18 protein-coding genes are annotated in these 24,274 nt (G+C 68.7%); 9 read left to right on the forward strand and 9 right to left on the reverse strand.

The annotated features are described in order from the left end of the window. Window positions 1-28 precede the first annotated feature (28 nt). The 3 genes from tldD to H0X95_RS17835 all read right to left on the reverse strand — a co-directional run bounded on the left by tldD (window position 29) and on the right by H0X95_RS17835 (window position 6,670). Window positions 29-1,495: a metalloprotease TldD gene (gene tldD, locus H0X95_RS17825; protein ID WP_006489294.1), complete on the reverse strand. Its 1,467-nt coding sequence runs from the start codon at window positions 1,493-1,495 to the stop codon at window positions 29-31. A gap of 85 nt (window positions 1,496-1,580) precedes the next feature. Continuing rightward, window positions 1,581-2,408, reverse strand: coding sequence for a carbon-nitrogen hydrolase family protein (locus H0X95_RS17830; protein ID WP_034200997.1), 828 nt, complete (start codon window positions 2,406-2,408; stop codon window positions 1,581-1,583). A gap of 62 nt (window positions 2,409-2,470) precedes the next feature. Continuing rightward, the gene (locus H0X95_RS17835) at window positions 2,471-6,670 is read right to left on the reverse strand and encodes a YhdP family protein (RefSeq protein WP_196446129.1); all 4,200 of its coding nucleotides are present in this window, start codon (window positions 6,668-6,670) and stop codon (window positions 2,471-2,473) included. A gap of 232 nt (window positions 6,671-6,902) precedes the next feature. Between H0X95_RS17835 and glnE the strand changes: the two genes are divergently transcribed. After that, the gene (glnE, locus tag H0X95_RS17840; protein WP_060268412.1) at window positions 6,903-9,704 is read left to right on the forward strand and encodes a bifunctional [glutamate--ammonia ligase]-adenylyl-L-tyrosine phosphorylase/[glutamate--ammonia-ligase] adenylyltransferase; all 2,802 of its coding nucleotides are present in this window, start codon (window positions 6,903-6,905) and stop codon (window positions 9,702-9,704) included. 97 nt (window positions 9,705-9,801) lie between these two features. On the opposite strand, the gene recN is transcribed toward glnE, so the two are convergent. Together recN and H0X95_RS17850 are read right to left on the reverse strand one after the other, a co-directional pair. Continuing rightward, window positions 9,802-11,451, reverse strand: coding sequence for a DNA repair protein RecN (gene recN, locus H0X95_RS17845; RefSeq protein WP_006484926.1), 1,650 nt, complete (start codon window positions 11,449-11,451; stop codon window positions 9,802-9,804). Window positions 11,452-11,470: 19 nt separating this feature from the next. Further along, window positions 11,471-12,373, reverse strand: a complete 903-nt coding sequence (locus tag H0X95_RS17850) for an NAD kinase (RefSeq protein ID WP_006492558.1) — start codon at window positions 12,371-12,373, stop codon at window positions 11,471-11,473. Window positions 12,374-12,504: 131 nt separating this feature from the next. Between H0X95_RS17850 and hrcA the strand changes: the two genes are divergently transcribed. The 3 genes from hrcA to H0X95_RS17865 all read left to right on the forward strand — a co-directional run bounded on the left by hrcA (window position 12,505) and on the right by H0X95_RS17865 (window position 15,147). After that, entirely contained in the window at window positions 12,505-13,527 is a 1,023-nt protein-coding gene (gene hrcA / locus H0X95_RS17855; protein ID WP_006484956.1) for a heat-inducible transcriptional repressor HrcA, read from the forward strand. Between the two features lie 145 nt (window positions 13,528-13,672). After that, window positions 13,673-14,737, forward strand: coding sequence for a ferrochelatase (gene hemH / locus H0X95_RS17860; RefSeq protein WP_006484983.1), 1,065 nt, complete (start codon window positions 13,673-13,675; stop codon window positions 14,735-14,737). A 2-nt stretch (window positions 14,738-14,739) separates the two neighbouring features. Beyond that, entirely contained in the window at window positions 14,740-15,147 is a 408-nt protein-coding gene (locus H0X95_RS17865; RefSeq protein ID WP_006484997.1) for an RNA-binding S4 domain-containing protein, read from the forward strand. Here the strand turns inward: H0X95_RS17865 and H0X95_RS17870 are convergent. Further along, window positions 15,119-15,280, reverse strand: coding sequence for a hypothetical protein (locus H0X95_RS17870; RefSeq protein WP_006476841.1), 162 nt, complete (start codon window positions 15,278-15,280; stop codon window positions 15,119-15,121). The genes H0X95_RS17865 and H0X95_RS17870 overlap by 29 nt on opposite strands. A gap of 352 nt (window positions 15,281-15,632) precedes the next feature. Between H0X95_RS17870 and grpE the strand changes: the two genes are divergently transcribed. The 5 genes from grpE (at window position 15,633) to H0X95_RS17895 (ending at window position 22,053) form a co-directional block, all read left to right on the forward strand. Continuing rightward, entirely contained in the window at window positions 15,633-16,178 is a 546-nt protein-coding gene (gene grpE / locus H0X95_RS17875; RefSeq protein ID WP_006484988.1) for a nucleotide exchange factor GrpE, read from the forward strand. Window positions 16,179-16,188: 10 nt separating this feature from the next. Further along, window positions 16,189-16,632: a thioredoxin family protein gene (locus tag H0X95_RS17880; RefSeq protein WP_006497493.1), complete on the forward strand. Its 444-nt coding sequence runs from the start codon at window positions 16,189-16,191 to the stop codon at window positions 16,630-16,632. A 148-nt stretch (window positions 16,633-16,780) separates the two neighbouring features. After that, the gene (gene dnaK / locus H0X95_RS17885; protein WP_006484920.1) at window positions 16,781-18,733 is read left to right on the forward strand and encodes a molecular chaperone DnaK; all 1,953 of its coding nucleotides are present in this window, start codon (window positions 16,781-16,783) and stop codon (window positions 18,731-18,733) included. A gap of 257 nt (window positions 18,734-18,990) precedes the next feature. Continuing rightward, window positions 18,991-20,127 carry a molecular chaperone DnaJ gene (gene dnaJ / locus H0X95_RS17890; protein WP_006476837.1) on the forward strand — a complete coding sequence of 379 codons (1,137 nt, stop codon included), beginning with the start codon at window positions 18,991-18,993 and terminating at the stop codon, window positions 20,125-20,127. Between the two features lie 3 nt (window positions 20,128-20,130). Beyond that, window positions 20,131-22,053 (forward strand): chorismate-binding protein, encoded by a 1,923-nt coding sequence (locus H0X95_RS17895; protein WP_196446130.1) that lies wholly within the window; start codon window positions 20,131-20,133, stop codon window positions 22,051-22,053. A 111-nt stretch (window positions 22,054-22,164) separates the two neighbouring features. Here the strand turns inward: H0X95_RS17895 and panB are convergent, their stop codons facing one another. The 3 genes from panB to folK are packed head-to-tail and all read right to left on the reverse strand — an operon-like array spanning window position 22,165 to window position 24,249. Beyond that, entirely contained in the window at window positions 22,165-22,980 is an 816-nt protein-coding gene (gene panB, locus H0X95_RS17900; RefSeq protein WP_006485002.1) for a 3-methyl-2-oxobutanoate hydroxymethyltransferase, read from the reverse strand. A 43-nt stretch (window positions 22,981-23,023) separates the two neighbouring features. Next, window positions 23,024-23,710 carry a deoxynucleoside kinase gene (locus tag H0X95_RS17905; protein WP_006484932.1) on the reverse strand — a complete coding sequence of 229 codons (687 nt, stop codon included), beginning with the start codon at window positions 23,708-23,710 and terminating at the stop codon, window positions 23,024-23,026. Continuing rightward, window positions 23,707-24,249, reverse strand: a complete 543-nt coding sequence (gene folK / locus H0X95_RS17910) for a 2-amino-4-hydroxy-6-hydroxymethyldihydropteridine diphosphokinase (protein ID WP_006476832.1) — start codon at window positions 24,247-24,249, stop codon at window positions 23,707-23,709. The genes H0X95_RS17905 and folK overlap by 4 nt, the downstream gene beginning before the upstream one ends. Window positions 24,250-24,274 lie beyond the last annotated feature (25 nt).

A 24,274-nucleotide genomic window follows, 5' to 3' on the forward strand; every position in this document is an offset into this window, starting at 1 on the left:
TGCGCGGATTGTCTGCGCCGCGATGCGGTTATGCCGTACCGCCGACCGTCATCTTGTCGATCCGCAGGGTCGGCTGGCCGACGCCGACCGGCACGCTCTGGCCTTCCTTGCCACATACGCCGACGCCCGTGTCGAGCGACATGTCGTTGCCGATCATGCTCACGTACTTCAGCGATTCCGGGCCGCTGCCGATCAGCGTCGCGCCCTTCACCGGGTAGGTGATCTTGCCGTTCTCGATCATGTACGCCTCGGACGCCGAGAACACGAACTTGCCGTTCGTGATGTCGACCTGGCCGCCGCCGAAGTTCACCGCGTACAGGCCGTTCTTCACCGACGCGATGATTTCCTGCGGATCCTTGTCGCCGTTCAGCATGTAGGTGTTCGTCATGCGCGGCATCGGCAGCGCCGCGTACGACTCGCGCCGCGCGTTGCCCGTGACCGGCATCTTCATCAGGCGCGCGTTCAGCGTGTCCTGGATGTAGCCCTTCAGGATGCCGTCCTCGATCAGCGTCGTGCACTGCGTCGGGTTACCCTCGTCGTCGATGTTCAGCGAGCCGCGGCGGTTCGGCAGCGTGCCGTCGTCGACCACCGTCACGCCCTTCGCGGCGACCTGCTCGCCGATCCGGCCCGCGAACGCGGACGAGCCCTTGCGGTTGAAGTCGCCTTCGAGGCCGTGGCCGATCGCCTCGTGCAGCAGCACGCCCGGCCAGCCCGGCCCGAGCACGACCGTCATCGCGCCGGCCGGCGCGGGACGTGCATCGAGGTTGACGAGCGCCGCGTGCACGGCGTCGTCGACGTAGCGCGACAGCACGTCGTCGGTGAAGTAGCCGTAGTCGAAGCGGCCGCCGCCGCCGCCCGAGCCGATCTCGCGACGGCCGTTCTGTTCGGCGATCACCGTCACCGACACGCGCACGAGCGGGCGGATGTCGGCCGCGAGCGCGCCGTCGCTGCGCGCGACCAGCACGACGTCGTATTCGCCGGCGAGGCCCGCCATCACCTGCGTGATGCGCGGATCACGCCCGCGCGCCATCTGCTCGATGCGTTCGAGCAGCTTGACCTTGGCCGTCGCGTCGAGCGACGCGAGCGGGTCGGACGGCAGGTACAGGTCGCGGCCCGAGATGCCCGTCAGCGACGTGGCTGCCTTGATCTTCTGGCGGCCGCCGCCGGCCGCCGCGATCGCCTTGGTGGCAGCGGCGGCTTGCGCGATCGCTTCGGGCGACAGGTCGTCCGAGTACGCGAACGCGGTGCGGTCGCCCGCGACCGCGCGCACGCCGACGCCCTGGTCGATGCTGAAGCTGCCCGATTTGACGATGCCTTCCTCGAGGCTCCACGCTTCGCTGCGGGTCGCCTGGAAGTACAGGTCCGCGTAGTCGACGCGATGCGTGAAGATGTCGGCGATCGTGCGCGTGAGCAGGCTTTCGTCGAGGCCGTACGGCGTGAGCAGGATGTCCTTCGCCAGCGCGAGGTTGCGGATGCCGGGTTCGATGATGTTCATGCGGATATCGGGGTTTCTCAAAAAGTTGTCGGGTGCTGCCGGGCAGATGGGTGGGCCGCGCGGCGTTTCAAGCGGTGCGGCGGATTCAGGTCAGCACGCGGTGCCGCCACGCAGGCAGGCTCTGGCGTACGTCGGCGATGCGTTGCGGATCGATCGCGCCGAGCACGACGCTGGCGCCCTCGTCGCGCACCGCGACGATCTCGCCCCACGGGTCGATCAGCATGCTGTGGCCCCACGTGCGCCGGCCGTTCTCGTGCTTGCCGCCCTGCGCGGCCGCGAGCACGTAGCACTGGTTCTCGACGGCCCGCGCGCGCAGCAGCGTTTCCCAGTGCGCGCGGCCCGTCGTATACGTAAACGCCGACGGCACGACCATCAGCGCGCAGTCGCCCATGCGGCGATACAGCTCCGGAAAGCGGAGATCGTAACAGACCGACAGGCCGACCTGCCCGAACGGCGCATCGAACGCGACGACCGTGTCGCCCGCGCGGATCGTGCGCGCCTCGTCGAACGATTCGTCGCCTTTCTCGAAGTTGAACAGGTGGATCTTGTCGTAGCGCGCGGCTTCGTTGCCGGACGGATCGAACACGAGCGTCGTGTTCAGCACGCGATCGGGTTCGGGCGCCTTCAGCGGCAGCGTGCCGCCGATCACCCAGATGCCGTGGCGGCGCGCGGCGTCGGCGAGGAACTGCTGGATCGGGCCGTCCCGGTACGGTTCGGCGAGCGCGAGCTTGTCGGTGTCACGGTGGCCCATGAAGCAGAAATACTCGGGCAGCAGCACGAGCTGCGCGCCTTCGCCGGCGGCTTCCGCGATCAGGCGGCGCGCTTCGGCGAGATTGCGTGTGACGTCCGGCGTGCTCACCATCTGCAGCGCGGCAACCTGGAAGGGCGTGGCGGAACGGGCGTGGTCGGTCATCGCGGAATCGGTTGCGTCATAAATGGGGTGCGGCCCGGCGCCCTGCGTGGTGCGATGCGCGCTCAATGGTTCGCCGCATCGGCCGGACCGTGATTCATCTTACCCTGATCGCTCCGCACCCGCTCGATGTGCGGGTGCGCCCACGAGCCGGTGATCGCGTAGTCGAGCGCGAACGCGCGCGACAGCGTCTCGGACAGCGCGTAGTTCGCGGCCAGCACGCCGACGCCGAGCAGCGGGTTGATGATGGCCGCGCCGATCGCGGCCGCGCCCGCGCTGATTTTCGGCGCGACGTGCGCATGCAGGTCCTGTGTCTCGGTGCCGAGATCGACCGCGCCGCGCACGGTGACGTTCGCGGGCCCCGTCATCATCGAGAAATCGTCGGTGCGCGCGATCCCGTTCGAGATTCGGCCGGTGCCGGTGATCTTGTCGAACGGCAGCCCCTTGCCGACCACGTCGCGGAAGTTCAGCGTCAGGAAGCGCGCGAGGCTCTGCAGGCTCAGCACGCCGAGGAGTTTCGCCGCGCCCGGATCGACCTTCAGGATCTGCCCGTGTTCGAGGTCGAGCGCGACCTGCCCGCCGAGCGACGGGAAGTCGAGCGCGGTCGGGCCGCCGCGCCAGCCGACCTTGCCCGTGACCGAGCCGTGACCGTCCGCGAGCGTGCGCGGCAGGCCGACGCGGTCGAGCAGCGCGCCCGCGTTGTCGATGTCGAGCTTGAAGTCGAACACGGTCCGGCGCGGCGCGTCGTTTTCGTCAACGCCGCGGGCCAGTGCGCGGCGCGAGGTGCGCCAGTTGCCGGTCGCCGTGAGCTTCGCGGCCGGGTTCGACAGTTCCAGCTTGTCGAGCTGCCACACCGGCGTGCCGTCTTCGTCGATGTTGCGCGCGTTGACGACGAGCCGGCCGATGTCGTGATCGCGCGCGACGACCTGGTCGACGATCAGGTCGATCGACGGCATCGGCCGGTCGGTCGGCGTCGGCAGGTTCATCGCGCGGCCGACGAGGTCGTGCTGCGAGCTCTGCGGCACGACCAGCTTCGCGAGCCGCGCGTTCAGCACGCCCGCGCCGTTGTGGCCGCCGCCCGGCGCCCACGACAGGTAGCCCGACACCTGGTTCGACGCGATGTTGGCCTGCCACAGGTCGTCGACGTGCGACGCGCCGACGATCACGTTCTCCCAGTTGCGCTTGAGCAGCTTCAGCGTGCCGAAGTGGAACGCGAAGCGCTTCGGCGCGAAGCTCGCGAAATCGACGCGCGGCGCGGCTTGCGGTTCCGGCGCCCGCGGCGTGTCGGGCTGCAGCGTGTGGGCGAGGGCGAGCCACGCGTCGGCGTCCAGCTCGGTGACGTCGACGGCCGCGCTCACGCCGTCCTGCGGCATGTCGGGCATCCGGTGGATGCCCATCGCGCCGCGCACCGCGCGCAGCGGCTGGCCGCGCGTCGCGTCGAGCAGGTAGGTCGCGGACACGGGGCCGAGCGTCAGGTCGGCATGTTCGAGGCGTTTGCCGTCCGCCTGCGGCGCCGGCTGCAGCGTGAAGCGGAACGGCATCGGCGTGCCGGCCGGTTTCGCGAACGGCGCCGGGAAGTTCAGCGCGACGCCGGTCAGGTCGGATTGCGCGCTGACGTCGGGCAGGCGGCCCGGCGCGCCGCGCACCGCGACCTTGTACGGCGCGTCGCCGACCACGTGTTCGAGCAGCGCGGCGGCCGCGCCGTGCAGGTTCAGGCCACGCGCGGCGTCGAGCGCGAGCCGGCCGTCGACGTCCACCGCGTACGGGCCGTGTGACTGGAAGGTGCCGTTCGCGCGCACCGGGCCGCCGAGGAAGCGCCCCGACAGCGCGTGCAGCGACGCGCCCGCCTCGGTGAAGCGGACGCTGCCGCGCAGCGCCGACAGCGGCGGCACGCCGCTCGTCGACAGCGTGTTGCCGCCGAACCCGAGCGCGCCTTCGATGTGCGTGTGCGGATGGGCGACGTGCTGCGGAATCGTGATCTTGAGCGCGAGCGACGCGGGGCCCTGCGCGTCGATCCGCTGGCCGATGTGGTTGCTCATCGTGCCGAGCGAGCTGTTGTCCGCGTAGTCGATCAGGTCGGCGAGCGGGCCCTGCGCATGGCCGTCGATGATCAGCGGCGAGTGCGACGGATTGCCGAGGTCGTCGATGCGGCCCGCGACCTTCGTCAGCGCGACGCGCTTGTAGTGCGCGCGGTCGATGTCGAAACGCAGCTTGTTCTGCGCGAGCTCGAACACGCCGTCGATTCCGTCGAGCGCCGGCCAGACGCTCGGCGTGCCGTTCGCGAGCTTGCGCGGCGGGTACGGCGTCGGCTCGAAGCGGCCGCCGGTGAACGGCGCGACGATGTGGAACACGCCGGCGTCCGGCTCGTGTTCGAACGGGAATTTCTCGAGCGGGCCGCGCGCGACGATCGATGCGCCCTTGGTCACCTTGCCGTCCTGCAGCGCGTGGCCGAGATAGTCGCGCAGGTGCTCGGACATCCCGGTCGGCAGGTAGCGCGGAATGCGCGCGACCGACGCGCGCGCGAAATCGGCGCGCAGGTCGAGCGAGCCGCGGCCGTGGCCGGGGTTCGTGTACGAGCCCGACACCGCGATTTCGGCATCCGGGTTCGACACGAGCAGGTCGGGCAGCGACACGTCGACGCGCGCGTGCTTGTCGCCGGGCGCGGGCGTGATCGTCCATTTGGCATTGCCGCGCAGCCGGTCGAACGTCAGGCGCGGCTCGTCGAATTCGCCGGGCACGGTGACGGCCGCGTTGACCGTGTCGATATGCGCGGCGCCGCCGGTCTCGTTCGCATCGACGCGGCCCCACAGGTTCTCGACGCCCGGCCAGCCGGCGCGCGGGTGGCCGCGCGGCGAGAGCCCGGGCGGCGGCTCCTGCGCGGCGAAGCTGATGCCTTGCAGATCGCCGAGGAAGCGGTAGCGGACGATCGGTGCGGCGCCCATGCGCCGCTCCTCGTCGGCGAGATCGGGGTGCGCGGGTTTCGCGCGCTCGACCTCGATGTGATAGTTCGACACCATCCCGCGCGGGTCGATCTTGATCAGCTCGTTGCGCAGGCGCGCCGGCAGCGGCAGGCCGCGGATGAATTCGCTGAGGATGCCGAGATCGACGCGGTCGCCGACCACGCTGAGCAGTTGCCCCTGGTTCGCGGTCGGCACGCGGTAGCGCGCCGTCAGCGTCGACAGCGCGAGCGAGCGCGCGAGCGGCGTGCCGTCCGGCAGCGGCGGCTGGCCGAGTTCCGCATTGAAGCGCGTCAGGTGCAGCGTGTAGTCGTGGCCCGCGTCGAGCACCATGTCCCAGCCGAAGCCGACTGTCGGCACGTCGAGCCGCGGTTGCGTCGGGCGCACGCGCAGCGCGACGTCGGCGCCTTGCAGGTCGCCGCCCGCCGAGCGCAAGTGGCCGTCGCCGAAGGTCGCCCAGATCGCGTTGTCGATCCGCCCCGCGTGGATCGTGAGCGGCACGTCGAGATAGCGCGTGAGCGTCTGCAGGTCGACGGGGCCGGTCGACAGGTACGCGTCGCCGGTCCAGTTCGCCGGCTTGCCGATCGGCGCGAGCGGCTTGTGTTTGAAGCGTGCGCGGAAATCGAGCGGGCCGAGCAGCAGCGTGCCGTTGGCCGGCGCCTGCAGCGCCGCCTTGTGCACGCGGCCGTCGTTGAGCACCGCGAGCCGGATGCCCGACAGCACGAGCTCCGGTGCGTCGTGCTGAGCGTCGCGCCAGCGCAGCGTGCCGCCGCGCAGCACGATCGCCTCCTGCTTCAGCAGCCAGGTGCCGAACGTGTCGTTGCCGCCGTGGGTGGTGGCCACGTCGACGCCCGCGACGCTCAGCGAGCCGTCGGCCGCCCGCGCGACGACCAGGTCGGGCTGGTCGACGATCAGGCTCGACAGCGCGGGCGACAGCCGCAGCAACGACATCCACGACAGCGCGGCGGTCGCATGCGGCACCGACAGCGCGACCTTGCCGTCACGGCCGCGGATCGTCAGGTTCGTGAGTTCGACGCCCGGCTGCATGCCGGACCAGTTCGGGGAAAGCTTGCCGATCGAAAGCTGCGCGTGGAGCTTGTCGGACACCGCGCGCTCGATGCGCGGGCGGAATTCGTCGATGCGGGGCAGCAGCACGTAGCGCAGCCCGAGGAAGGCGCCGGACGCGACGAAGTAGGTGCCGATCCCGACTGCCAGCGTCACCCTGAACACGCGACGCAGGACCGGATGATCGTGCTTCGGAGGTCCCGCTTCGGGCGCAGCTACGGCGGATTCCTGACGGTCGGACATGCGGCGGACGGGCGGCGATATGGTAGTTTTGCAGACTGACGTTGAAATGTATCACACGGGTTCGTGCCGGCGGCCGTTGGGGCAGCACGGCACGGGCTTTCCGGCGCGCGGTGTCGCGACGGGCGCACGCGCGTCCGGCGGGGGCCGCGCCGAGTCCATGGGGCCGGTCGGCAGCGGGGCGCGCACGCGCCGGCCCGCAGCCTGCCGGCCTTTTCGCCAGGCCCGCTTCTCGATGACCGACGCTTCCGCCCTGATCAGCACGTCCTATTCCCGATACCTTGCCCGCGCCGCTGCCGCGCGGCCCGCGCTGGCCGAGCAGATCGCCGCGTGGGCGGCCGCGCCGCTCGGCCGCGCGCAGCTCGACGCGCGCCTCACCGAGCTGCTCGCGACACCCGCCGGCACGGCGGCGCCGGGCGAGGAGCAACTGAAGCGCGCGCTGCGGCAGTTGCGCGCCGAGGCGTTCGGCGCGGTCGCGGAGCGCGACCTGCGCGGGCTGGCCGACGTCGCCGAGGTGACGGGCGCGATGACCGACCTCGCCGAAGTGGCCGTGCAGCGCTCGCTCGCGCTGCTGTCGGCCGAACTCGAGGCGCTGTACGGCGAGCCGCGCGGCGCCGACGGCCAGCGCGTCGTGCTCGGCGTGGTCGGGATGGGCAAGCTCGGCGGCCGGGAGCTCAACGTGTCGTCGGACATCGACCTGATCTTCGTCTACGAGGACGACGGCGAGACCACCGGCGGCGCGCGTTCGCCGCTGTCCACGCAGGAATACTTCACGCGGCTCGGCCGGCGCCTGATCGGCGTGCTGTCCGAGGTCACGGCCGACGGTTACGTGTTTCGCGTCGACATGCGGTTGCGGCCGAACGGCGATTCGGGGCCGCTCGTCTGCAGCATCGGGATGCTCGAGGAATATTTCTACGTGCAGGGGCGCGAATGGGAGCGCTATGCGTGGATCAAGGGGCGGCTCGTGTCGGAAGGCGACAGCGACGCCGCGCAGCGGCTCGCGGCGCAGCTCGAATCGATCGTCAAGCCGTTCGTGTACCGCCGCTATCTCGATTTCGGCGTGATCGGCGCGATCCGTTCGCTGCACCAGCAGATCCGGCAAGAAGCCGCGCGCCGCGCGTCGATGCGGCCCGACAAGGCCGACGACATCAAGCTCGGGCGCGGCGGGATCCGCGAGATCGAGTTCAGCGCGCAGGTGTTCCAGTTGATCCGTGGCGGCCAGGATGCGGAATTCCGCGTGCGGCCGACGCTCGCGGTGCTGCGACATGCGCACGCGCGCGGGTTGATCGGTGACGACGTATGCGCGCGGCTGACCGACGCCTACAACTTCCTGCGCACGCTCGAGCACCGGTTGCAATACCGCAACGACGCGCAGACGCATGCGATGCCGGTCGAGCCCGACGAACGTGCGGCGCTTGCCGCGTCGCTCGGGTTTGCCGACTATGCGGCGCTGATGACGGTGCTGGACGGCCACCGCACGTTCGTCGAAACGCAGTTCGACCAGATTTTTGCCGACAAGGCGAGCGGCGCGCCGTGCGCGGCCGGCGACGACACGGCCGCCGCGTGGATCTGGAGCGGCGCGCTGGCCGACGACGGCGAGGACGACGCGCTGGTCGCGCGCCTCGACGGCCTGGGTTTCACCGATCCGGCCGCCGTGCTCGCGCGGCTGCGCGCGATCTGGCAATCGTCGCGCTACACCGGGCTGCCGGAAAAGAGCCGGCAGCGCTTCGACAGCGTCGCGCAGCGGGCGCTCGACGCCGCGCCGAAGATCGACGCCGCGCGCCGCGACGACACGATCGTGCGCCTGTTCGACCTGCTGGAGACGGTGAGCCGGCGCGGCGTCTATCTCGCGCTGCTGACCGAATACCCGGCCGCGCTCGACCGCGTGCTGTCGGTGCTCGGCGCGACGCGCTGGGGCGGCGGCTACCTGATCCGCCACCCGCAACTGCTCGACGAACTGCTCGACGACGAGGCGATCGCGAGCCCGTTCGACTGGCCCGCGTTCAAGGATGCGCTGCGCGCGCGGCTCGCGGCGGCCGACGGCCCCGAGCAGCAGATGGACCTGCTGCGCCACGCGCAGCACGCCGAGGTGTTCCGGATTCTCCTGATCGATCTGGCCGGCCAACTGTCGGTCGAGCATGTGAGCGACCGGCTGTCCGAGCTGGCCGACGCGGTGCTCGACGTGACGATCGAAGTCGTCTGGTCGCAGCTCGCGAAGCGCCATCGCGACGTGCCGAAGTTCGCGGTGATCGCGTACGGCAAGCTGGGCGGCAAGGAGCTCGGCTACGCGTCGGATCTCGACCTGATCTTCCTGTACGACGATCCGGACGAACGCGCGGCGGACGTCTACACCACCTTTACGCGGCGCCTGATCACCTGGCTCACGACGGCGACCGGCGCGGGCGCACTGTTCGACATCGACCTGCGGCTGCGGCCGAACGGCGAGGCCGGGCTGCTCGTCACCGATCTCGACGCGTTTCGCCGCTATCAGCTGCGCGAGGGCGATGCGGCGAATACCGCGTGGGTGTGGGAGCACCAGGCGCTGACGCGCGCCCGCTACAGCGCGGGCGACGCGCAGATCGGCGCGGATTTCGAGGCGATCCGCCAGCAGGTGCTGACGACGCCGCGCGACGGCGGCGTGCTCGCGAAGGAGATCGTCGACATGCGCGGCAAGGTATTTGCCGGCCACCCGAACCAGACCGAGCTGTTCGACCTGAAGCACGATCGCGGCGGGATGGTCGACATCGAGTTCATCGTCCAGTACTGGGTGCTGCTGCATGCGTCGAGCGACGCCGAGCTGATCCGCAACACCGGCAACATCGCGCTGCTGCGCGAGGTCGCGCGCTTCGGGCTGATGGGCGAGGACGAGGCCGAGCGCGTCGGCGCGGCGTACCGCAAGTACCGGAAGCTGCAGCACAAGCTGCGGCTCGACGGGATGGAGAAGGCGCGCGTCGACCCGGCGGTGGTGGCCGACGAGCGGGCGGCCGTGACGGCGTTGTGGACACGCGTATTCGGTGCGGTTGAAACGGCCGTTTGAAGAAAGCAGGGCGGGCGCGGCATCGATCCGCGTACCGCCCTGAATCGAAGGGGCGAGCCCGTTCGGCTTGCGCGGGACGGGCCGCTCCCGCCGCGCGTCAGGCCGCCAGCATTTCCTTCGCGTGCTTGCGTGTGGTGGCCGTGATTTCGAGCCCGCCGAGCATCCGCGCGACTTCCTCGATCCGGTTCGCGCGGTCGAGCGCAACAACGGTCGATACCGTGCCGCCGCGCTCGTCGGCGCCCTTCGCCACCTGGAAATGATGGTCGCCGCGCGCGGCGACCTGCGGCAGGTGCGTCACGCACAACACCTGGCGGTCGCGCCCGAGCTGGTGCAGCAGGCGGCCGACCACTTCGGCGACGCCGCCGCCGATCCCCGTGTCGACTTCGTCGAAGATCAGCGTCGGCGTCGGGCTCGCCGCGCTGGCGATCACCGCGAGCGCGAGGCTGATCCGCGCGAGCTCGCCGCCCGACGCGACCTTCGCGAGCGGCCGCAGCGGCACGCCCGGGTGCCCGGCCACGCGGAATTCGACCTGTTCGAGCCCGTGCGGGCCGCCGTCGGCGAGCGGCACGAGCGCGACCTCGAAGCTTCCGCCCGCCATCGACAGTTCCTGCATGCCGGCCGTGACGGCCGTGCCGAGCGCCTTCGCGGCCTGCGCGCGCGCTTTCGACAGGCGTTTGGCGTCGGCGAGATAGGCTTCCCGCGCCTTCGCCTGCGCGGCCTCGAGCGCGCCGAGATCGGCGGCCGCGTCGAGCGCGGCGAGCTGCGCGCGGCGCGCCGCATGCTCTTCGTGCAGCGTATCGGGCGGCAGCCGGAACTTGCGGGCGGTCGAGTGCAGCGCGTCGAGCCGCGCTTCGACCTGCGCGAGCCGCTCTGGGTCGAGATCGACGCGCTGCGCGTAGTGCGACAGCGAATAGACGGCTTCCTGCAACTGGATCTCGGCCGGCTCCAGCGACGCGAGCGCATCGCCGAGCGCGGTGTCGTAGTCGGCCAGGCTGCGCAGCTTCGACACGATCGCGCCGAGCTGCGCGAGCATCGCGTCGTCGGACTCGGACAGCGCGTTGAGCGCGCCGCGCACGCCTTCGATCAGGTTCGCCGAATGCGACAGGCGCTTGTGTTCGTTGCTGACTTCGTCCCATTCGCCGGCTTGCGGCGCGAGCTTGTCGAGCTCGGCGAGCTGCCACGCGAGCTTTTCGCGTTCGAGCTGCAATTCGCGCTCGTGCGCCTTCGCGGCGTCGATCGCCTGCGTCGCGTCGCGCCACACGCGCCATGCGCGCGCGACGTTCGCGGCATCGGCGACGAGCCCCGCATGCGTGTCGAACAGCTCGCGCTGCGCGTCGGGCCGCATCAGCAGCTGGTGCGCGTGCTGGCCGTGGATGTCGACGAGCATCTCGCCGAGCTCGCGCAGTTGCGCGAGCGTCGCGCTGGTGCCGTTGATGAACGCGCGCGAGCGGCCGTTCGCGTCGATCACGCGGCGCAGCATCACGGTGTCCTCGGCGTCGAACGCGTGTTCGTCGAGCCAGCGCGCGACGCGGTCATGCGGCGTGAATTCGGCCGTGATGTCGGCGCGGCCGCAGCCGGTGCGCACGACGCTCGCGTCGGCGCGTTCGCCGAGCGCGAGGGCGAGAGCGTCGATCAGGATCGATTTGCCGGCGCCGGTTTCGCCGGAAAAGACGGAAAAGCCGCTGTCGAATTCGAGATCGAGCGCGGCGACGATGACGAAGTCGCGGATCGAGAGGTGGCGGAGCATGGTGTCGGGAGCAGCGGCGTCAGGACGCCTTGTCGTCTTCGTTCGATGCGTGTTCGTTCCAGTGCAGCTTCTTGCGCAGCGTCGTGTAGTAGCTGTAGCCGATCGGGTGCAGGAACGGCACCGTGTGCTTCGAGCGGCGCACCTCGATCGTATCGTTCAGTTCGAGCGACGTGAACGACTGCATGTCGAAGTTCACGTTGACGTCGCGGCCGCCGACGATCTGGATCGCGATCTTCGAATCGTCGGGCAGCACGATCGGCCGGTTCGACAGCGCGTGCGGCGCGATCGGCACGAGCACGATGCCCGCCAGCTGCGGATGGAGGATCGGGCCAGCCGACGACAGCGCATACGCGGTCGAGCCAGTGGGCGTCGCGACGATCAGCCCGTCCGAGCGCTGGTTGTACATGTAGCGGCCGTCGACCGACGCGCGCAGCTCGACCATCCCGGAGAAGCCGCTGCGGTTCACGACGACGTCGTTGAAGGCGAGCGCGTGGTAGATCGGTTCGCCGTCGCGCACGATCCGCGCCTCGAGCAGCGAGCGCTCCTCGCGCTCGAACTTGCCGGCCAGCATCACGGGGACGAGCGCCTGCATGTCGGATGCCGCGATGTCGGTGATGAAGCCGAGCCGCCCGTGGTTGATCCCGATCAGCGGTGTCCGGTACGGCGCGAGCTGGCGGCCGATGCCGAGCATCGTGCCGTCGCCGCCGAGCACGATCGCCACGTCCGCTCGCGCCCCGATTTCGGCCGGGGTGAGCGCCGGGTAGCCGGCGATGCCGATTTCCCGCGCGGTATCGCCTTCGAAGACGACCTCGAAGCCGAGCGTGGCGATGCTGTCCGCCAGCGTGGCGAGCGGCTCGGCGATGCCGGGCGTGTTGCTCCGGCCGACGAGCGCGACAGTATTGAACTGATTACCGGTTTTCATGCCGGCATTACACCATAGCTCGTTGACGAAAAGAACCGGCTGTGCGCCGACGGGGCCGGATCGGGCCGCCCCGCGCAACGGTGGCGGACGGTACTCGCCGCGGTCGCGCGGTTGCGCTAAAATTTTCCACCATGCTAGATCCTCGCGCACGAACCCTCCTGAAAACCCTGATCGAACGGTATATCGCCGACGGTCAGCCAGTCGGATCGCGCACGTTGTCCCGTTACTCCGGGCTCGAGCTGAGCCCGGCGACGATCCGCAACGTGATGTCCGACCTGGAGGAGCTCGGCCTCGTGTCGAGCCCGCACACGTCGGCCGGACGCATTCCGACGCCGCGCGGCTACCGGCTGTTCGTCGATACGATGCTGACGGTCGAGGCGCCGATCGACGCCGAGGCCGTCGCGCGCCAGGTGCAGAACACGCTGCAGGCCGGCGAGCCGCAGCAGCGGGTGGTCGCGGCCGCCGCGAGCGTGCTGTCGAACCTGTCGCAGTTCGCGGGCGTCGTGCTGACGCCGCGCCGCAGCCACGTGTTCAAGCAGATCGAGTTCATGCGCCTGTCCGACAAGCGCATCCTGCTGATCATCGTCACGCCCGAGGGCGACGTGCAGAACCGCATGCTCGCGACGCCGCGCGACTATTCGCCGTCGCAGCTGACCGAGGCGTCCAACTACATCAATGCGCATTTCGCCGGCCTGTCGTTCGACGAGGTGCGCCGCCGCCTGCGCGACGAGATCGACCAGTTGCGCGGCGACATGACGACGCTGATGCACGCGGCCGTGACGGCCAGCACCGAGGTGCCCGACACCGAGGACACCGTGCTGATTTCCGGCGAGCGCAACCTGCTCGAAGTGGCGGACCTTTCGTCCGACATGGCGCGGCTGCGCAAGCTGTTCGACGTATTCGACCAAAAGACGGGCCTCCTGCAACTGCTCGACGTATCGAGCCACGCCCAGGGCGTGCAGATCTTCATCGGCGGCGAATCGACGCTCGTGCCGATCGAGGAAATGAGCGTCGTGACCGCACCATACGAGGTGAACGGCAAGATCGTCGGCACGCTCGGCGTGATCGGCCCGACCCGCATGGCGTACAACCGCGTGATACCGATCGTCGACATCACCGCGCGCCTGCTGTCGCTCACGCTGAGCCAGCAATAACCCGCGATCGCCGGCAATCACTAGCCCGATCCCGCCCCGCTATCGTGCCGCGGCGCCGCCCGTGGCGACAGTCGGCCGAACGGCACGGGGCGGCCCGCTATAATTGAGGGCCGTCCGGTCCCGTGCCCCGAGCACGTTCTTGCCCATGCGTTTCGATCTTGAGCCGCCTTCGAGCGTCGCGGCCGCCCACCGCATCGGTGTGTTGCTGATCAATCTCGGCACGCCCGACGCGCCCACGCCGCGCGCGGTGCGGCGCTATCTGGCCGAATTCCTGTCGGATCCGCGGGTCGTCGAAATCCCGCAGGCCGTCTGGCAGGTGCTGCTGCGCACGCTGATCCTGCCGCTGCGCGGCCGCGCGTCCGCGAAGAAGTACGCGGCCGTCTGGATGCCCGAGGGTTCGCCGCTGCGCGTGTACACCGAGCGCCAGACCGACAGCGTGCGGCATCTGCTCACGTCGAACGGCTATCACGTGACGGTCGACTACGCGATGCGCTACGGCAGCCCGAACATTTCGCACGCGCTTGCCCAGTTCAAGCGCGCGGGCGTCGAGCGCGTGCTGTTGATGCCGATGTATCCGCAATACTCGGCGTCGACCACGGCCACCGCATTCGATGCCGCGTTCGACGCGCTCGCGCGCATGCGCAATCAGCCGGAAGTGCGCACGGTGCGGCACTATGCCGACCATCCGGCCTATATCCACGCGCTGGCCGAGCAGGTGCGCCAGTACTGGGCGCAGCACGGCCGGCCCGATTTCGCGGCCGGTGACAAGCTGGTGCTGAGCTTCCACGGCGTGCCGAAGCGCACGCTCGACCTCGGCGATCCGTATCACGACCAGTGCCAGCAAACGGGCGCGTTGCTGATGGCCGCGCTCGGGCTGTCGACCACCGAGTGCCGCGTCACGTTCCAGTCGCGCTTCGGCAAGGCCGAATGGCTGCAGCCGTACACCGCGCCGACGCTGCGCGAATTCGGCGAGGCCGGCGTGCGGCGGGCCGACGTGTTCTGTCCCGGCTTCACGGCCGATTGCCTGGAGACGATCGAGGAAATCGGCATGGAAGTGCGCGACGAGTTCCTTGCGGGCGGCGGCAAGACCTTCCACCGCATTCCGTGCCTGAACGGCGCGTCCGCATGGATCGGCGCGCTCGGCGAAATCGTCGCGGAGAATCTGCAGGGCTGGCCCGTCAAGGCTGCGCAGCCCGAACCGGTCAACTGATCATGAACTACAAGATTTCCACCGAGCCGGGCGCGAAGCTGCGCATCGACAAATGGCTGTGGGCGGCCCGGTTCTTCAAGACGCGCTCGCTCGCGACCGACGCGGTCGACAAGGGTCACGTGAAGATCGGCGGCGCGGCGGTCAAGCCGGCGAAGGACGTGCGGGTGGGCGACGAGGTCGAGATTGCGATCGACGGCATCGTCTGGCACATTGCCGTGCTGGGCGTATGCGACGTGCGCGGGCCCGCGAGCGTCGCGCAGACGCTCTACGAGGAAACGGAAGCGGGGCGGGCCGCGCGGCTCGCCGAACTGGAGCGGCGCCGCACGTATCGCGAGCCGGCGGCCGAACTGCACGGCCGGCCGACGAAGCGCGACCGGCGCATCATCGACAGATTTTCTGGTGGGAGCTGAACATCTGGTCGAACGTCGCCCGCGCGCTTCCGTACTCGGTCGTGCGGTCGGTGACGGCTCCCGACAGGCAGATGGTGGTGGTGCCGGCAATGAGTACCAGCGCGACCACCGATATCGCAAAGGTCAGTTTCACGGTACTCCCCTCGAGAACAAGGGTGAAAACGGCGCCAGGTGGATGTCAGGCGGCGGTCAGCTCAGGGTAAACACGCTTTCCGACGCTTGAATGGAGTGTAGTGCAGCCGGCCTGTGCGGAGCTAGTCCTTGCCGGGTAAGCGTTGTTACAGGCCGTTTCGCCCGATCCGGCGGACTATGCGACGCCTGCACCGGAAAATGCGCGGTTGTTTCGCGGCATTGGCGAATGCCGGCGAATGACCCTCTTGAAATCGCAGTTTTCGCCCTTATTTGCACCAGTAATGTGCGGTGCCGCCGGATATACGTCCGGCGGTTGCCGATTTGGCTTCAACCTCTAATCGACTTTCAGCGACATGGAAAACACGCAAGAGAACCCGGCTACCCCATCGGCCGAAGACATCGGCAGCGAGAAGCAGGCGGCGCAAGGCGCCGCACCCGCCGCCGAAGCCGCCGACGCGGCGCTCGCGGAGGCTCAAGCCAAGGTCGCCGAGCTCCAGGAAAGCTTCCTGCGGGCGAAGGCCGAGACCGAGAACGTGCGCCGCCGCGCGCAGGACGACGTGTCGAAGGCGCACAAGTTCGCGATCGAGAGCTTCGCGGAACACCTGCTGCCCGTGCTGGACAGCCTGGAAGCGGCCGTCAGCGATACCTCCGGCGACATCGCGAAGGTGCGCGAAGGCGTCGAGCTGACGCTGCGCCAGTTGACGAGCGCGCTCGAGAAGGGCCGCGTCGTCGCGATCAACCCGGTCGGCGAGAAGTTCGATCCGCACCAGCACCAAGCCATTTCGATGGTGCCGGCCGAGCAGGAGCCGAACACCGTCGTCACCGTGCTGCAAAAGGGTTACATGATCGCCGACCGCGTGCTGCGCCCGGCGCTCGTCACCGTCGCGCAGTCGAAATAAGGCAGCGGAAATGGTGCCCGCCGGCGTCGATCCGGCCGCGTTCGACGCGTTCGACATGCAGGCGCTCGACGCCGGCACGTTCGACGCGGCCATCGATGGCGCGGGCGATGCGCTGGCGGTGGTGTTCTTCTGGGGCGTCGACTGCTTCAACTGCGAGATCGCGAAGAAGGCGATGCTCGCGCAGCCCGATGCCATCCGTGCGCTCGGCCTGAAGTGGTTCCATTGCAACGTGTACGAACATCGCGAGCTGGGGCGCCGCTTCGGGCTGCACGGCGTGCCGACGTGGTTCTTCTTCCACCGCGGCAAGCGGCTCGGCCGCGCGACGGGCTGGCATGGCCTCGCGCAGTTCCAGGCAGCCGTCGCGGCGGCACGCGCGAAGATCGCCGCGGCGGCCGGTGCGCCGGCCGGCGACGGCACCGATGGCCCACACGATCCGCTAGCCGGCGGCGATTGAAAAAATTTAATATCCGCATCGCTCGTCCGGTCTTGAAAACGGATCGGACGGACGCATTTCGGGAACAGAGTTGAATTCTGGCGTGCGAAACCGCCCAAAAACGCGGCGTTTCGCGCAGCAAACAAGCATTTCTGGAGATTAGGAAAAAATGGGAAAGATCATCGGTATTGACCTCGGCACCACGAACTCGTGCGTCGCCATCATGGAAGGCAACCAGGTCAAGGTCATCGAGAACTCGGAAGGTGCGCGCACCACGCCGTCGATCATCGCGTACATGGACGACAACGAAGTGCTCGTCGGCGCGCCGGCCAAGCGCCAGTCGGTGACCAACCCGAAGAACACGCTGTTCGCGGTGAAGCGCCTGATCGGCCGCCGCTTCGAAGAGAAGGAAGTCCAGAAGGACATCGGCCTGATGCCGTACTCGATCATCAAGGCCGACAACGGCGACGCATGGGTCGAAGCGCACGGCGAAAAGCTCGCGCCGCCGCAGGTCTCGGCCGAAGTGCTGCGCAAGATGAAGAAGACCGCCGAAGACTACCTCGGCGAGCCGGTCACGGAAGCCGTGATCACGGTGCCGGCGTACTTCAACGACAGCCAGCGCCAGGCGACCAAGGACGCCGGCCGCATCGCGGGCCTCGAAGTCAAGCGGATCATCAACGAGCCGACCGCGGCGGCGCTCGCGTTCGGCCTCGACAAGGCCGAGAAGGGCGACCGCAAGATCGCCGTGTATGACCTCGGCGGCGGTACGTTCGACGTGTCGATCATCGAGATCGCGGACGTCGACGGCGAAATGCAGTTCGAAGTGCTGTCGACCAACGGCGACACGTTCCTCGGCGGCGAAGACTTCGACCAGCGCATCATCGATTACATCATCGGCGAGTTCAAGAAGGAGCAGGGCGTCGACCTGTCGAAGGACGTGCTCGCGCTGCAGCGCCTGAAGGAAGCCGCCGAAAAGGCGAAGATCGAGCTGTCGTCGGGCCAGCAGACCGAAATCAACCTGCCGTACATCACGGCGGACGCGTCGGGCCCGAAGCACTTGAACCTGAAGATCACCCGCGCGAAGCTGGAAGCGCTGGTGGAGGATCTCGTCGAGCGCACGATCGAACCGTGCCGTATCGCGATCAAGGACGCAGGCGTCAAGGTGTCGGACATCGACGACGTGATCCTGGTCGGCGGCCAGACGCGCATGCCGAAGGTCATGGAGAAGGTGAAGGAGTTCTTCGGCAAGGATCCGCGCCGTGACGTGAACCCGGACGAAGCCGTCGCGGTCGGCGCGGCGATCCAGGGCCAGGTGCTGTCGGGCGACCGCAAGGACGTGTTGCTGCTCGACGTGACCCCGCTGTCGCTCGGTATCGAGACGCTCGGCGGCGTGATGACGAAGATGATCAACAAGAACACGACGATCCCGACGAAGCACGCCCAGGTGTACTCGACGGCGGACGACAACCAGGGCGCCGTGACGATCAAGGTGTTCCAGGGCGAACGCGAAATGGCAGCGGGCAACAAGCTGCTCGGCGAGTTCAACCTCGAAGGCATCCCGCCGGCACCGCGCGGCGTGCCGCAGATCGAAGTGACCTTCGACATCGACGCGAACGGCATCCTGCACGTCGGCGCGAAGGACAAGGCGACCGGCAAGGAAAACAAGATCACGATCAAGGCGAACTCGGGCCTGTCCGAGGCTGAAATCGACCAGATGATCAAGGACGCGGAAGCGAACGCAGCGGAAGATCACAAGCTGCGCGAGCTGGCCGATTCGCGCAACCAGGGCGACGCGCTGGTGCACAGCACGAAGAAGGCGCTGACCGAGTACGGCGACAAGCTGGACGCGGGCGAGAAGGAAGCGATCGAAGCCGCGCTGAAGTCGCTCGAGGACGTGTTGAAGGACACGTCGGCCGACAAGGCGGCGATCGACGCGAAGGTCGAGGAGCTCGGCAAGGTCTCGCAGAAGCTCGGCGAGAAGATGTACGCCGACATGCAGGCCCAGCAGGCGGGTGCCGCCGGCGCGGCCGGTGCAGCGGAAGGCGCGGCCCATGCGGGCGGTGCGCAACAGGCTGCCGACGACGTCGTCGACGCCGAGTTCAAGGAAGTGAAGAAGGACTAAGCCGGGTTGCAATGGCACCGTACGCCGGCCGCGCGCGAAACGCGCGCGGCGCGGCTGACAAGCGGTCTGTCTTTCCTTCCGGATGGCCGGATCGACTCCACGCCTGGCGGGCCTTGCGGCCCTCCGGGCACATTTGTTTTTTGGCGGGTGCTGCGCGAGCCGTCCGCGGACGGTGCAGCGCCAGACGAGTCGAGAGACTTTACTGCGGGCGAAAGGAGCCGCCGCGTGCGCGATGCGTGGCGGCACAGTGAATCGATATGGCGAAACGGGATTACTACGAGGTTCTGGGCGTCGCGAAGAATGCGAGCGACGACGAAATCAAGAAGGCATATCGCAAGCTTGCGATGAAGTATCACCCTGACCGCAATCCGGACAGCAAGGATGCGGAAGAGCATTTCAAGGAGGCGAAGGAAGCCTATGAAATGCTGTCGGACGGCCAGAAGCGGGCTGCGTACGACCAGTACGGCCACGCGGGCGTCGATCCGAACATGGGCGGTGCGGGCGCACAGGGCTTCGGCGGCTTCGCGGATGCCTTCGGCGACATCTTCGGCGACATCTTCGGCCAGGCCGCGGGTGGCGCCGCGCGCGGCGGCCGCGGCGGCCCGCAGGTGTATCGCGGCGCCGACCTGCGCTACAGCATGGAAATCACGCTCGAGCAGGCCGCGCACGGCTACGACACGCAGATCCGCGTGCCGAGCTGGGTGTCGTGCGAAGTCTGTCACGGGTCGGGGGCGAAGCCCGGCACGAAGCCGGAAACCTGCCCGACCTGTCACGGCCAAGGCACGGTGCGCATGTCGCAGGGCTTCTTCAGCATCCAGCAGACCTGCCCGAAGTGCCACGGCACGGGTACCTACATCCCCGAGCCGTGCGCGCATTGCCACGGGTCGGGCAAGGTGAAGGAAACCAAGACGCTCGAAGTGAAGATCCCGGCCGGGATCGACGACGGGATGCGGATCCGTTCGGCCGGCAACGGCGAGCCGGGCATCAACGGCGGGCCGCCGGGCGACCTGTACGTCGAGATCCACATCAAGCCGCACTCGGTGTTCGAGCGCGACGGCGACGATCTCCATTGCCAGATGCCGATCCCGTTCACGACCGCCGCGCTCGGCGGCGAGATCGAGGTGCCGACGCTGGCCGGCCGTGCGTCGTTCCCGGTGCCGGAAGGCACGCAGTCGGGCAAGACGTTCCGCCTGCGCGGCAAGGGCATCAAGGGGCTGCGCTCGAGCATTGCGGGCGATCTGTACGTGCACGTGCAGGTCGAGACGCCCGTGAAGCTGACCGACCAGCAGCGTGATCTGCTCAAGCAGTTCGAGAAGTCGCTGGCCGAGGGCGGCGCGCGTCACAGCCCGCAGAGCAAGAGCTGGTTCGACCGTGTGAAGAGCTTCTTCGAGTAAAGCATGACTGAAGGCAACGAGAGCGCGTCGTTCGCGCTCTTGGACGATTGCGACTCGACCGCGTCCGCGCGGTCGAGTCGTTTGTATTCGGGCTTCGTGCGCGAACGCGTGTGCACGGACCCGGCGCAGCTCGACGCGGTCGATGCGGCGCTCGCGCAGGATCTGCGCGACGGGCTGCATGCGGTCGTCGTCGGCGATTACGCATTCGGACGCAACCTGCAACGGGCGCAGCCGGGCGATGCCCCGCTGCGCTTTTTGCTGTATGCGCGCTGCGAGCGGCTGTCGCGCGACGAAGTCGATGCGTGGCTCGCGCAGCAGGACGGCGGCGGCACGCCGTCGATCGCCGGTGTCGCGCATGTCGCGAAGAGTGTGTCGCGCGATGCGTTCGACGCGGCGATCGCCGCGGTGCACGACGCGTTGCGCGCAGGCGATTCGTATCAGGTCAATTACACGTACCGGCTGAATTTCGACGTGTTCGGCACGCCGCTCGCGCTGTACCGGCGGCTGCGCGCGCGTCAGCCGGTGCGCTACGGCGCGCTGATCGCGCTGCCGGGCGGCGCATGGGTCGTATCGTGCTCGCCCGAACTGTTCGTCGAGAAGCACGGCGACGTGCTGCGTGCGCGGCCGATGAAGGGCACCGCGCCGCGCTCGGCCGATCCACGTGAAGACACGGCGGCCGCCGCGTTCCTCGCGAGCGATCCGAAGAACCGTGCGGAAAACGTGATGATCGTCGACCTGTTGCGCAACGACGTGTCGCGGATCGCGCGCACGGGCACCGTCAAGGTGCCGGCGCTGTTCTCCGTCGAGCCTTATGCGTCGGTGTGGCAGATGACGTCGACGGTCGAAGCCGGCTGGCGCGACGGCACGACGTTCGCGCAGATGCTGCGCGCGCTGTTTCCGTGTGGGTCGATCACCGGTGCGCCGAAGTACAAGACGATGCAGCTGATCGACACGATCGAGTCGACGCCGCGCGGGCTCTATACGGGCGCGATCGGCTGGCTCGATGCGCCGCAGGACGAGGCCGCGCCGGCGGGCGCTGCAGCATCCGACGGCGCGCCCGGTTGCGGCGATTTCTGCCTGTCGGTCGCGATCCGGACGCTGACGCTCGAGGCGGTCGCAGCCGATGCCGTCGCGACGAGCGCCACGCGCGACGCGGCAACGGCGATTGCCGGCCGGCGGCGTGGCACGATGGGCGTCGGCGCGGGCATCGTGCTCGACAGCGTCGCGGCCGACGAATATGCGGAGTGCGAATTGAAAGCGCGATTCCTGACGGATGCCGATCCCGGCTTCCAGCTGTTCGAAACGACGGCCGCCACGCGGGCGGACGGCATCCGCCACCTCGATCGTCATCTTGCGCGGCTGCAGCGCAGCGCCGATGCGTTCGGCTTCCGCTTCGACGCCGACGCGTTGCGTCGCGAGATCGATGCACGCTGCGCGGCGCTCGACGGCAACGGCGCGTACCGGATGAAGCTCGCGCTGGCGAAGGACGGCACGATCGAGATCGTCGCCGCGCCGCTCAAGCCGCTGCCGGCGGGGCCGGTCGGCGTGATGCTCGCGTCGGCCCACGGCTTCGCGCCGACCCGCGCGAGCGATGCGCTGCTGCTGCACAAGACCACGCGCCGCGCCGAATACGACCGCGCGTGGCAGGCGGCGGAGGCGCTCGGCGGGTTCGACATGCTGTTCGTCAACGAGCGCGGCGAGGTGACGGAAGGCGGGCGCTCGAACCTGTTCGTGAAGCTCGATGGCCAGTGGGTGACGCCGCCGCTGGCGTCCGGCGTGCTGCCGGGCGTGATGCGCGGCGTGCTGCTCGACGATCCCGCATTCGGGGCGGTCGAGCGCGTCGTGACCTGCGATGATCTGGCGCGCGCGCAGGGGCTGCTGTTGACCAATGCACTGCGCGGTGCGCTCGACGCGGTGCTGAAGTAACGACGCGACGGGGCGGGCGCTGGAGCCGCGAGCCGGTCGTCCATGCGGCACGCAAAAAAAGCGCGGCGCCCCGCAAAGGGCGCCGCGCTTTTTTACATCCGGGCTTCTACGTCAGAACGAGTGTTCGGGGCCGGGGAACGACCGATCCTTCACCGCGCGCACGTAGGCTTCGACGGCCGCCTGAATGTTCGGCTGCCCCTGCATGAAATCCTTCACGAAACGCGGCCGCTTGCCGGGGAACACGCCGAGCATGTCGTGCAGCACGAGCACCTGCCCCGAGCAGTCGACGCCCGCGCCGATGCCGATCGTCGGAATCTTCAGCATGTGCGTGACTTCGGACGCGACGAGCGTCGGCACGGCTTCGAGCACGACGAGTTGCGCGCCGGCATCCTCGATCGCGCGCGCATCGCGCAGCAGCTGCGCGGCGCCGGCTTCGGTCTTGCCCTGGACCTTGAAGCCGCCGAACGCATGCACCGATTGCGGCGTGAGGCCGAGGTGCGCGCAGACGGGCACCGAGCGCTCGACGAGGAAGCGGATCGTATCGGCGAGCCATTCGCCGCCTTCGAGCTTGACCATCTGCGCGCCGGCGCGCATCAGCTTGACTGCATTCGCGAACGCCTCGGCCGGCGTGCCGTACGTGCCGAACGGCAGATCGGCGACGACGAGCGCGCGCGGCTGGGCCCGCGCGACGCACGCGGTGTGGTACGCGATGTCGTCGAGCGACACCGGCAGCGTGGTCGTGTGGCCCTGCAGCACGTTGCCGAGCGAATCGCCGATCAGCAGCACGTCGGTGCCGGCGCGATCGAGCAGCGCGGAGAAGCTCGCGTCGTAGCAGGTGAGCATCGCGATCTTCTCGCCGGCGTCGCGCATTGCCTGCAGCTTGGGTACCGTCACGGCAGGCCGGCTCGATTCCTGGAGATAGGTCATGGGAAATCCGGGTCGATGGGTGAAGAGCGACAGGCGGGACGCGTCAGCGCGTCGTCTCGCCCTTGACGAAGAATTCCTTGCGGCCGCGCATCGTCTCGATGCGCTCGACCAGCAGGGCGAGATCTTCGGGGGAATCCAGCGGGTTCAGGTGTTCGGCTGCGACCGTCAGCACCGGCGTGCGGTCGTAGTGGTAGAAGAATTCGTTGTACGCGTCGACGAGCGAGCGCAGGTACGCGTCGCTGATCTGCAGTTCCATCGGCAGCCCGCGCTTCTGGATGCGCGAGAACAGCACTTCGGGGCTCGCCTGCAGATAGACGACGAGATCGGGCGACGGCGCCTGCGGCACGTCGACGTGCGTGGCGACCGAGCGATACAGTTGCCACTCGTCTTCCGGCAGGTTCAGCCGCGCGAAGATGTCGTTCTTCTGCGGCATGAAATCGGCGATGACGGGGCGGCCCGTGTCGAGCGCGCCGATCAGCTCGCGCGCCTGCTGCGCGCGCTGCAGCGCGAACGACAGCTGGACCGGCAGCGCGTAGCGCGCGGTGTCGCGGTAGAAGCGTTCGAGGAAAGGGTTGTCCTGCGGGCGCTCGAGCAGCGTCTGCATCGACCAGCGCTCGCCGAGCAGGCGCGCGAGCGTCGTCTTGCCGACACCGATCGGGCCTTCGATCACGAGATAGCGGTGTGGGGCGCGCAGGTCGGGCGCGGTGACGGTCAGCGGAGTGGCGTTCATCGGCAGCGGGTCTTGTCGGCGTCTTCGCCGGCAGCGAGCGCCTTTTGCATCAGGCACTGGCAGGTCTGCACCTTTTCGACGCGCTGATCCGCGACGGCGGCGAGAAAGGCGTCGGCCCGGCCGCGCGCGGGGATGTCGAGCGCCGGCTCGATCTCGACGAGCGGCACGAGCGCGAACGCGCGGTCGGTAAGGCGTGGGTGCGGGACGATCAGGTCGGGCTCGTCGATCGAATCGGCGCCGAACAGCAGGATGTCGAGGTCGAGCGTGCGCGGCGCATTGCGATACGGGCGCTCGCGGCCGAAGTGATGTTCGATCTTCTGGCAGAGCGCGAGCAGCTCGCGAGCCGACAGCGTCGTGTCGAGCTTGACGACGCAGTTGTAGTAATCGTCGCCGCCCGCTTCGAAGGGCGCCGTGCGATACAGGCTCGATTTGCCGAGGATCGAGATGGTGCGCTGCTGCGCGAGGCACACCACCGCGTCCTTCAGGGTCTGGCGCGCATCGCCGAGATTCGCCCCCAGTCCGATATATGCAACCGTCATGGCATCACTTCCTACGTCGTTCGCC

Origin of the sequence: Burkholderia sp. 9779_493, from assembly GCF_015712215.1 — a bacterium.
In the GTDB taxonomy this organism is placed as follows: domain Bacteria; phylum Pseudomonadota; class Gammaproteobacteria; order Burkholderiales; family Burkholderiaceae; genus Burkholderia; species Burkholderia cenocepacia.

Excerpts from the sequence above, each read along its gene's own strand:
- H0X95_RS17835 (WP_196446129.1), bottom strand. The coding sequence starts at position 6,670 with ATGTCCGACCGTCAGGAATCCGCCGTAGCTGCGCCCGAAGCGGGACCT.
- H0X95_RS17830 (WP_034200997.1), bottom strand. The coding sequence starts at position 2,408 with ATGACCGACCACGCCCGTTCCGCCACGCCCTTCCAGGTTGCCGCGCTG.
- H0X95_RS17905 (WP_006484932.1), bottom strand. The coding sequence starts at position 23,710 with ATGAACGCCACTCCGCTGACCGTCACCGCGCCCGACCTGCGCGCCCCA.
- panB (WP_006485002.1), bottom strand. The coding sequence starts at position 22,980 with ATGACCTATCTCCAGGAATCGAGCCGGCCTGCCGTGACGGTACCCAAG.
- grpE (WP_006484988.1), top strand. The coding sequence starts at position 15,633 with ATGGAAAACACGCAAGAGAACCCGGCTACCCCATCGGCCGAAGACATC.
- folK (WP_006476832.1), bottom strand. The coding sequence starts at position 24,249 with ATGACGGTTGCATATATCGGACTGGGGGCGAATCTCGGCGATGCGCGC.
- hrcA (WP_006484956.1), top strand. The coding sequence starts at position 12,505 with ATGCTAGATCCTCGCGCACGAACCCTCCTGAAAACCCTGATCGAACGG.
- H0X95_RS17850 (WP_006492558.1), bottom strand. The coding sequence starts at position 12,373 with ATGAAAACCGGTAATCAGTTCAATACTGTCGCGCTCGTCGGCCGGAGC.
- dnaJ (WP_006476837.1), top strand. The coding sequence starts at position 18,991 with ATGGCGAAACGGGATTACTACGAGGTTCTGGGCGTCGCGAAGAATGCG.
- hemH (WP_006484983.1), top strand. The coding sequence starts at position 13,673 with ATGCGTTTCGATCTTGAGCCGCCTTCGAGCGTCGCGGCCGCCCACCGC.
- glnE (WP_060268412.1), top strand. The coding sequence starts at position 6,903 with ATGACCGACGCTTCCGCCCTGATCAGCACGTCCTATTCCCGATACCTT.
- recN (WP_006484926.1), bottom strand. The coding sequence starts at position 11,451 with ATGCTCCGCCACCTCTCGATCCGCGACTTCGTCATCGTCGCCGCGCTC.
- H0X95_RS17865 (WP_006484997.1), top strand. The coding sequence starts at position 14,740 with ATGAACTACAAGATTTCCACCGAGCCGGGCGCGAAGCTGCGCATCGAC.
- H0X95_RS17880 (WP_006497493.1), top strand. The coding sequence starts at position 16,189 with ATGGTGCCCGCCGGCGTCGATCCGGCCGCGTTCGACGCGTTCGACATG.
- dnaK (WP_006484920.1), top strand. The coding sequence starts at position 16,781 with ATGGGAAAGATCATCGGTATTGACCTCGGCACCACGAACTCGTGCGTC.
- H0X95_RS17895 (WP_196446130.1), top strand. The coding sequence starts at position 20,131 with ATGACTGAAGGCAACGAGAGCGCGTCGTTCGCGCTCTTGGACGATTGC.
- tldD (WP_006489294.1), bottom strand. The coding sequence starts at position 1,495 with ATGAACATCATCGAACCCGGCATCCGCAACCTCGCGCTGGCGAAGGAC.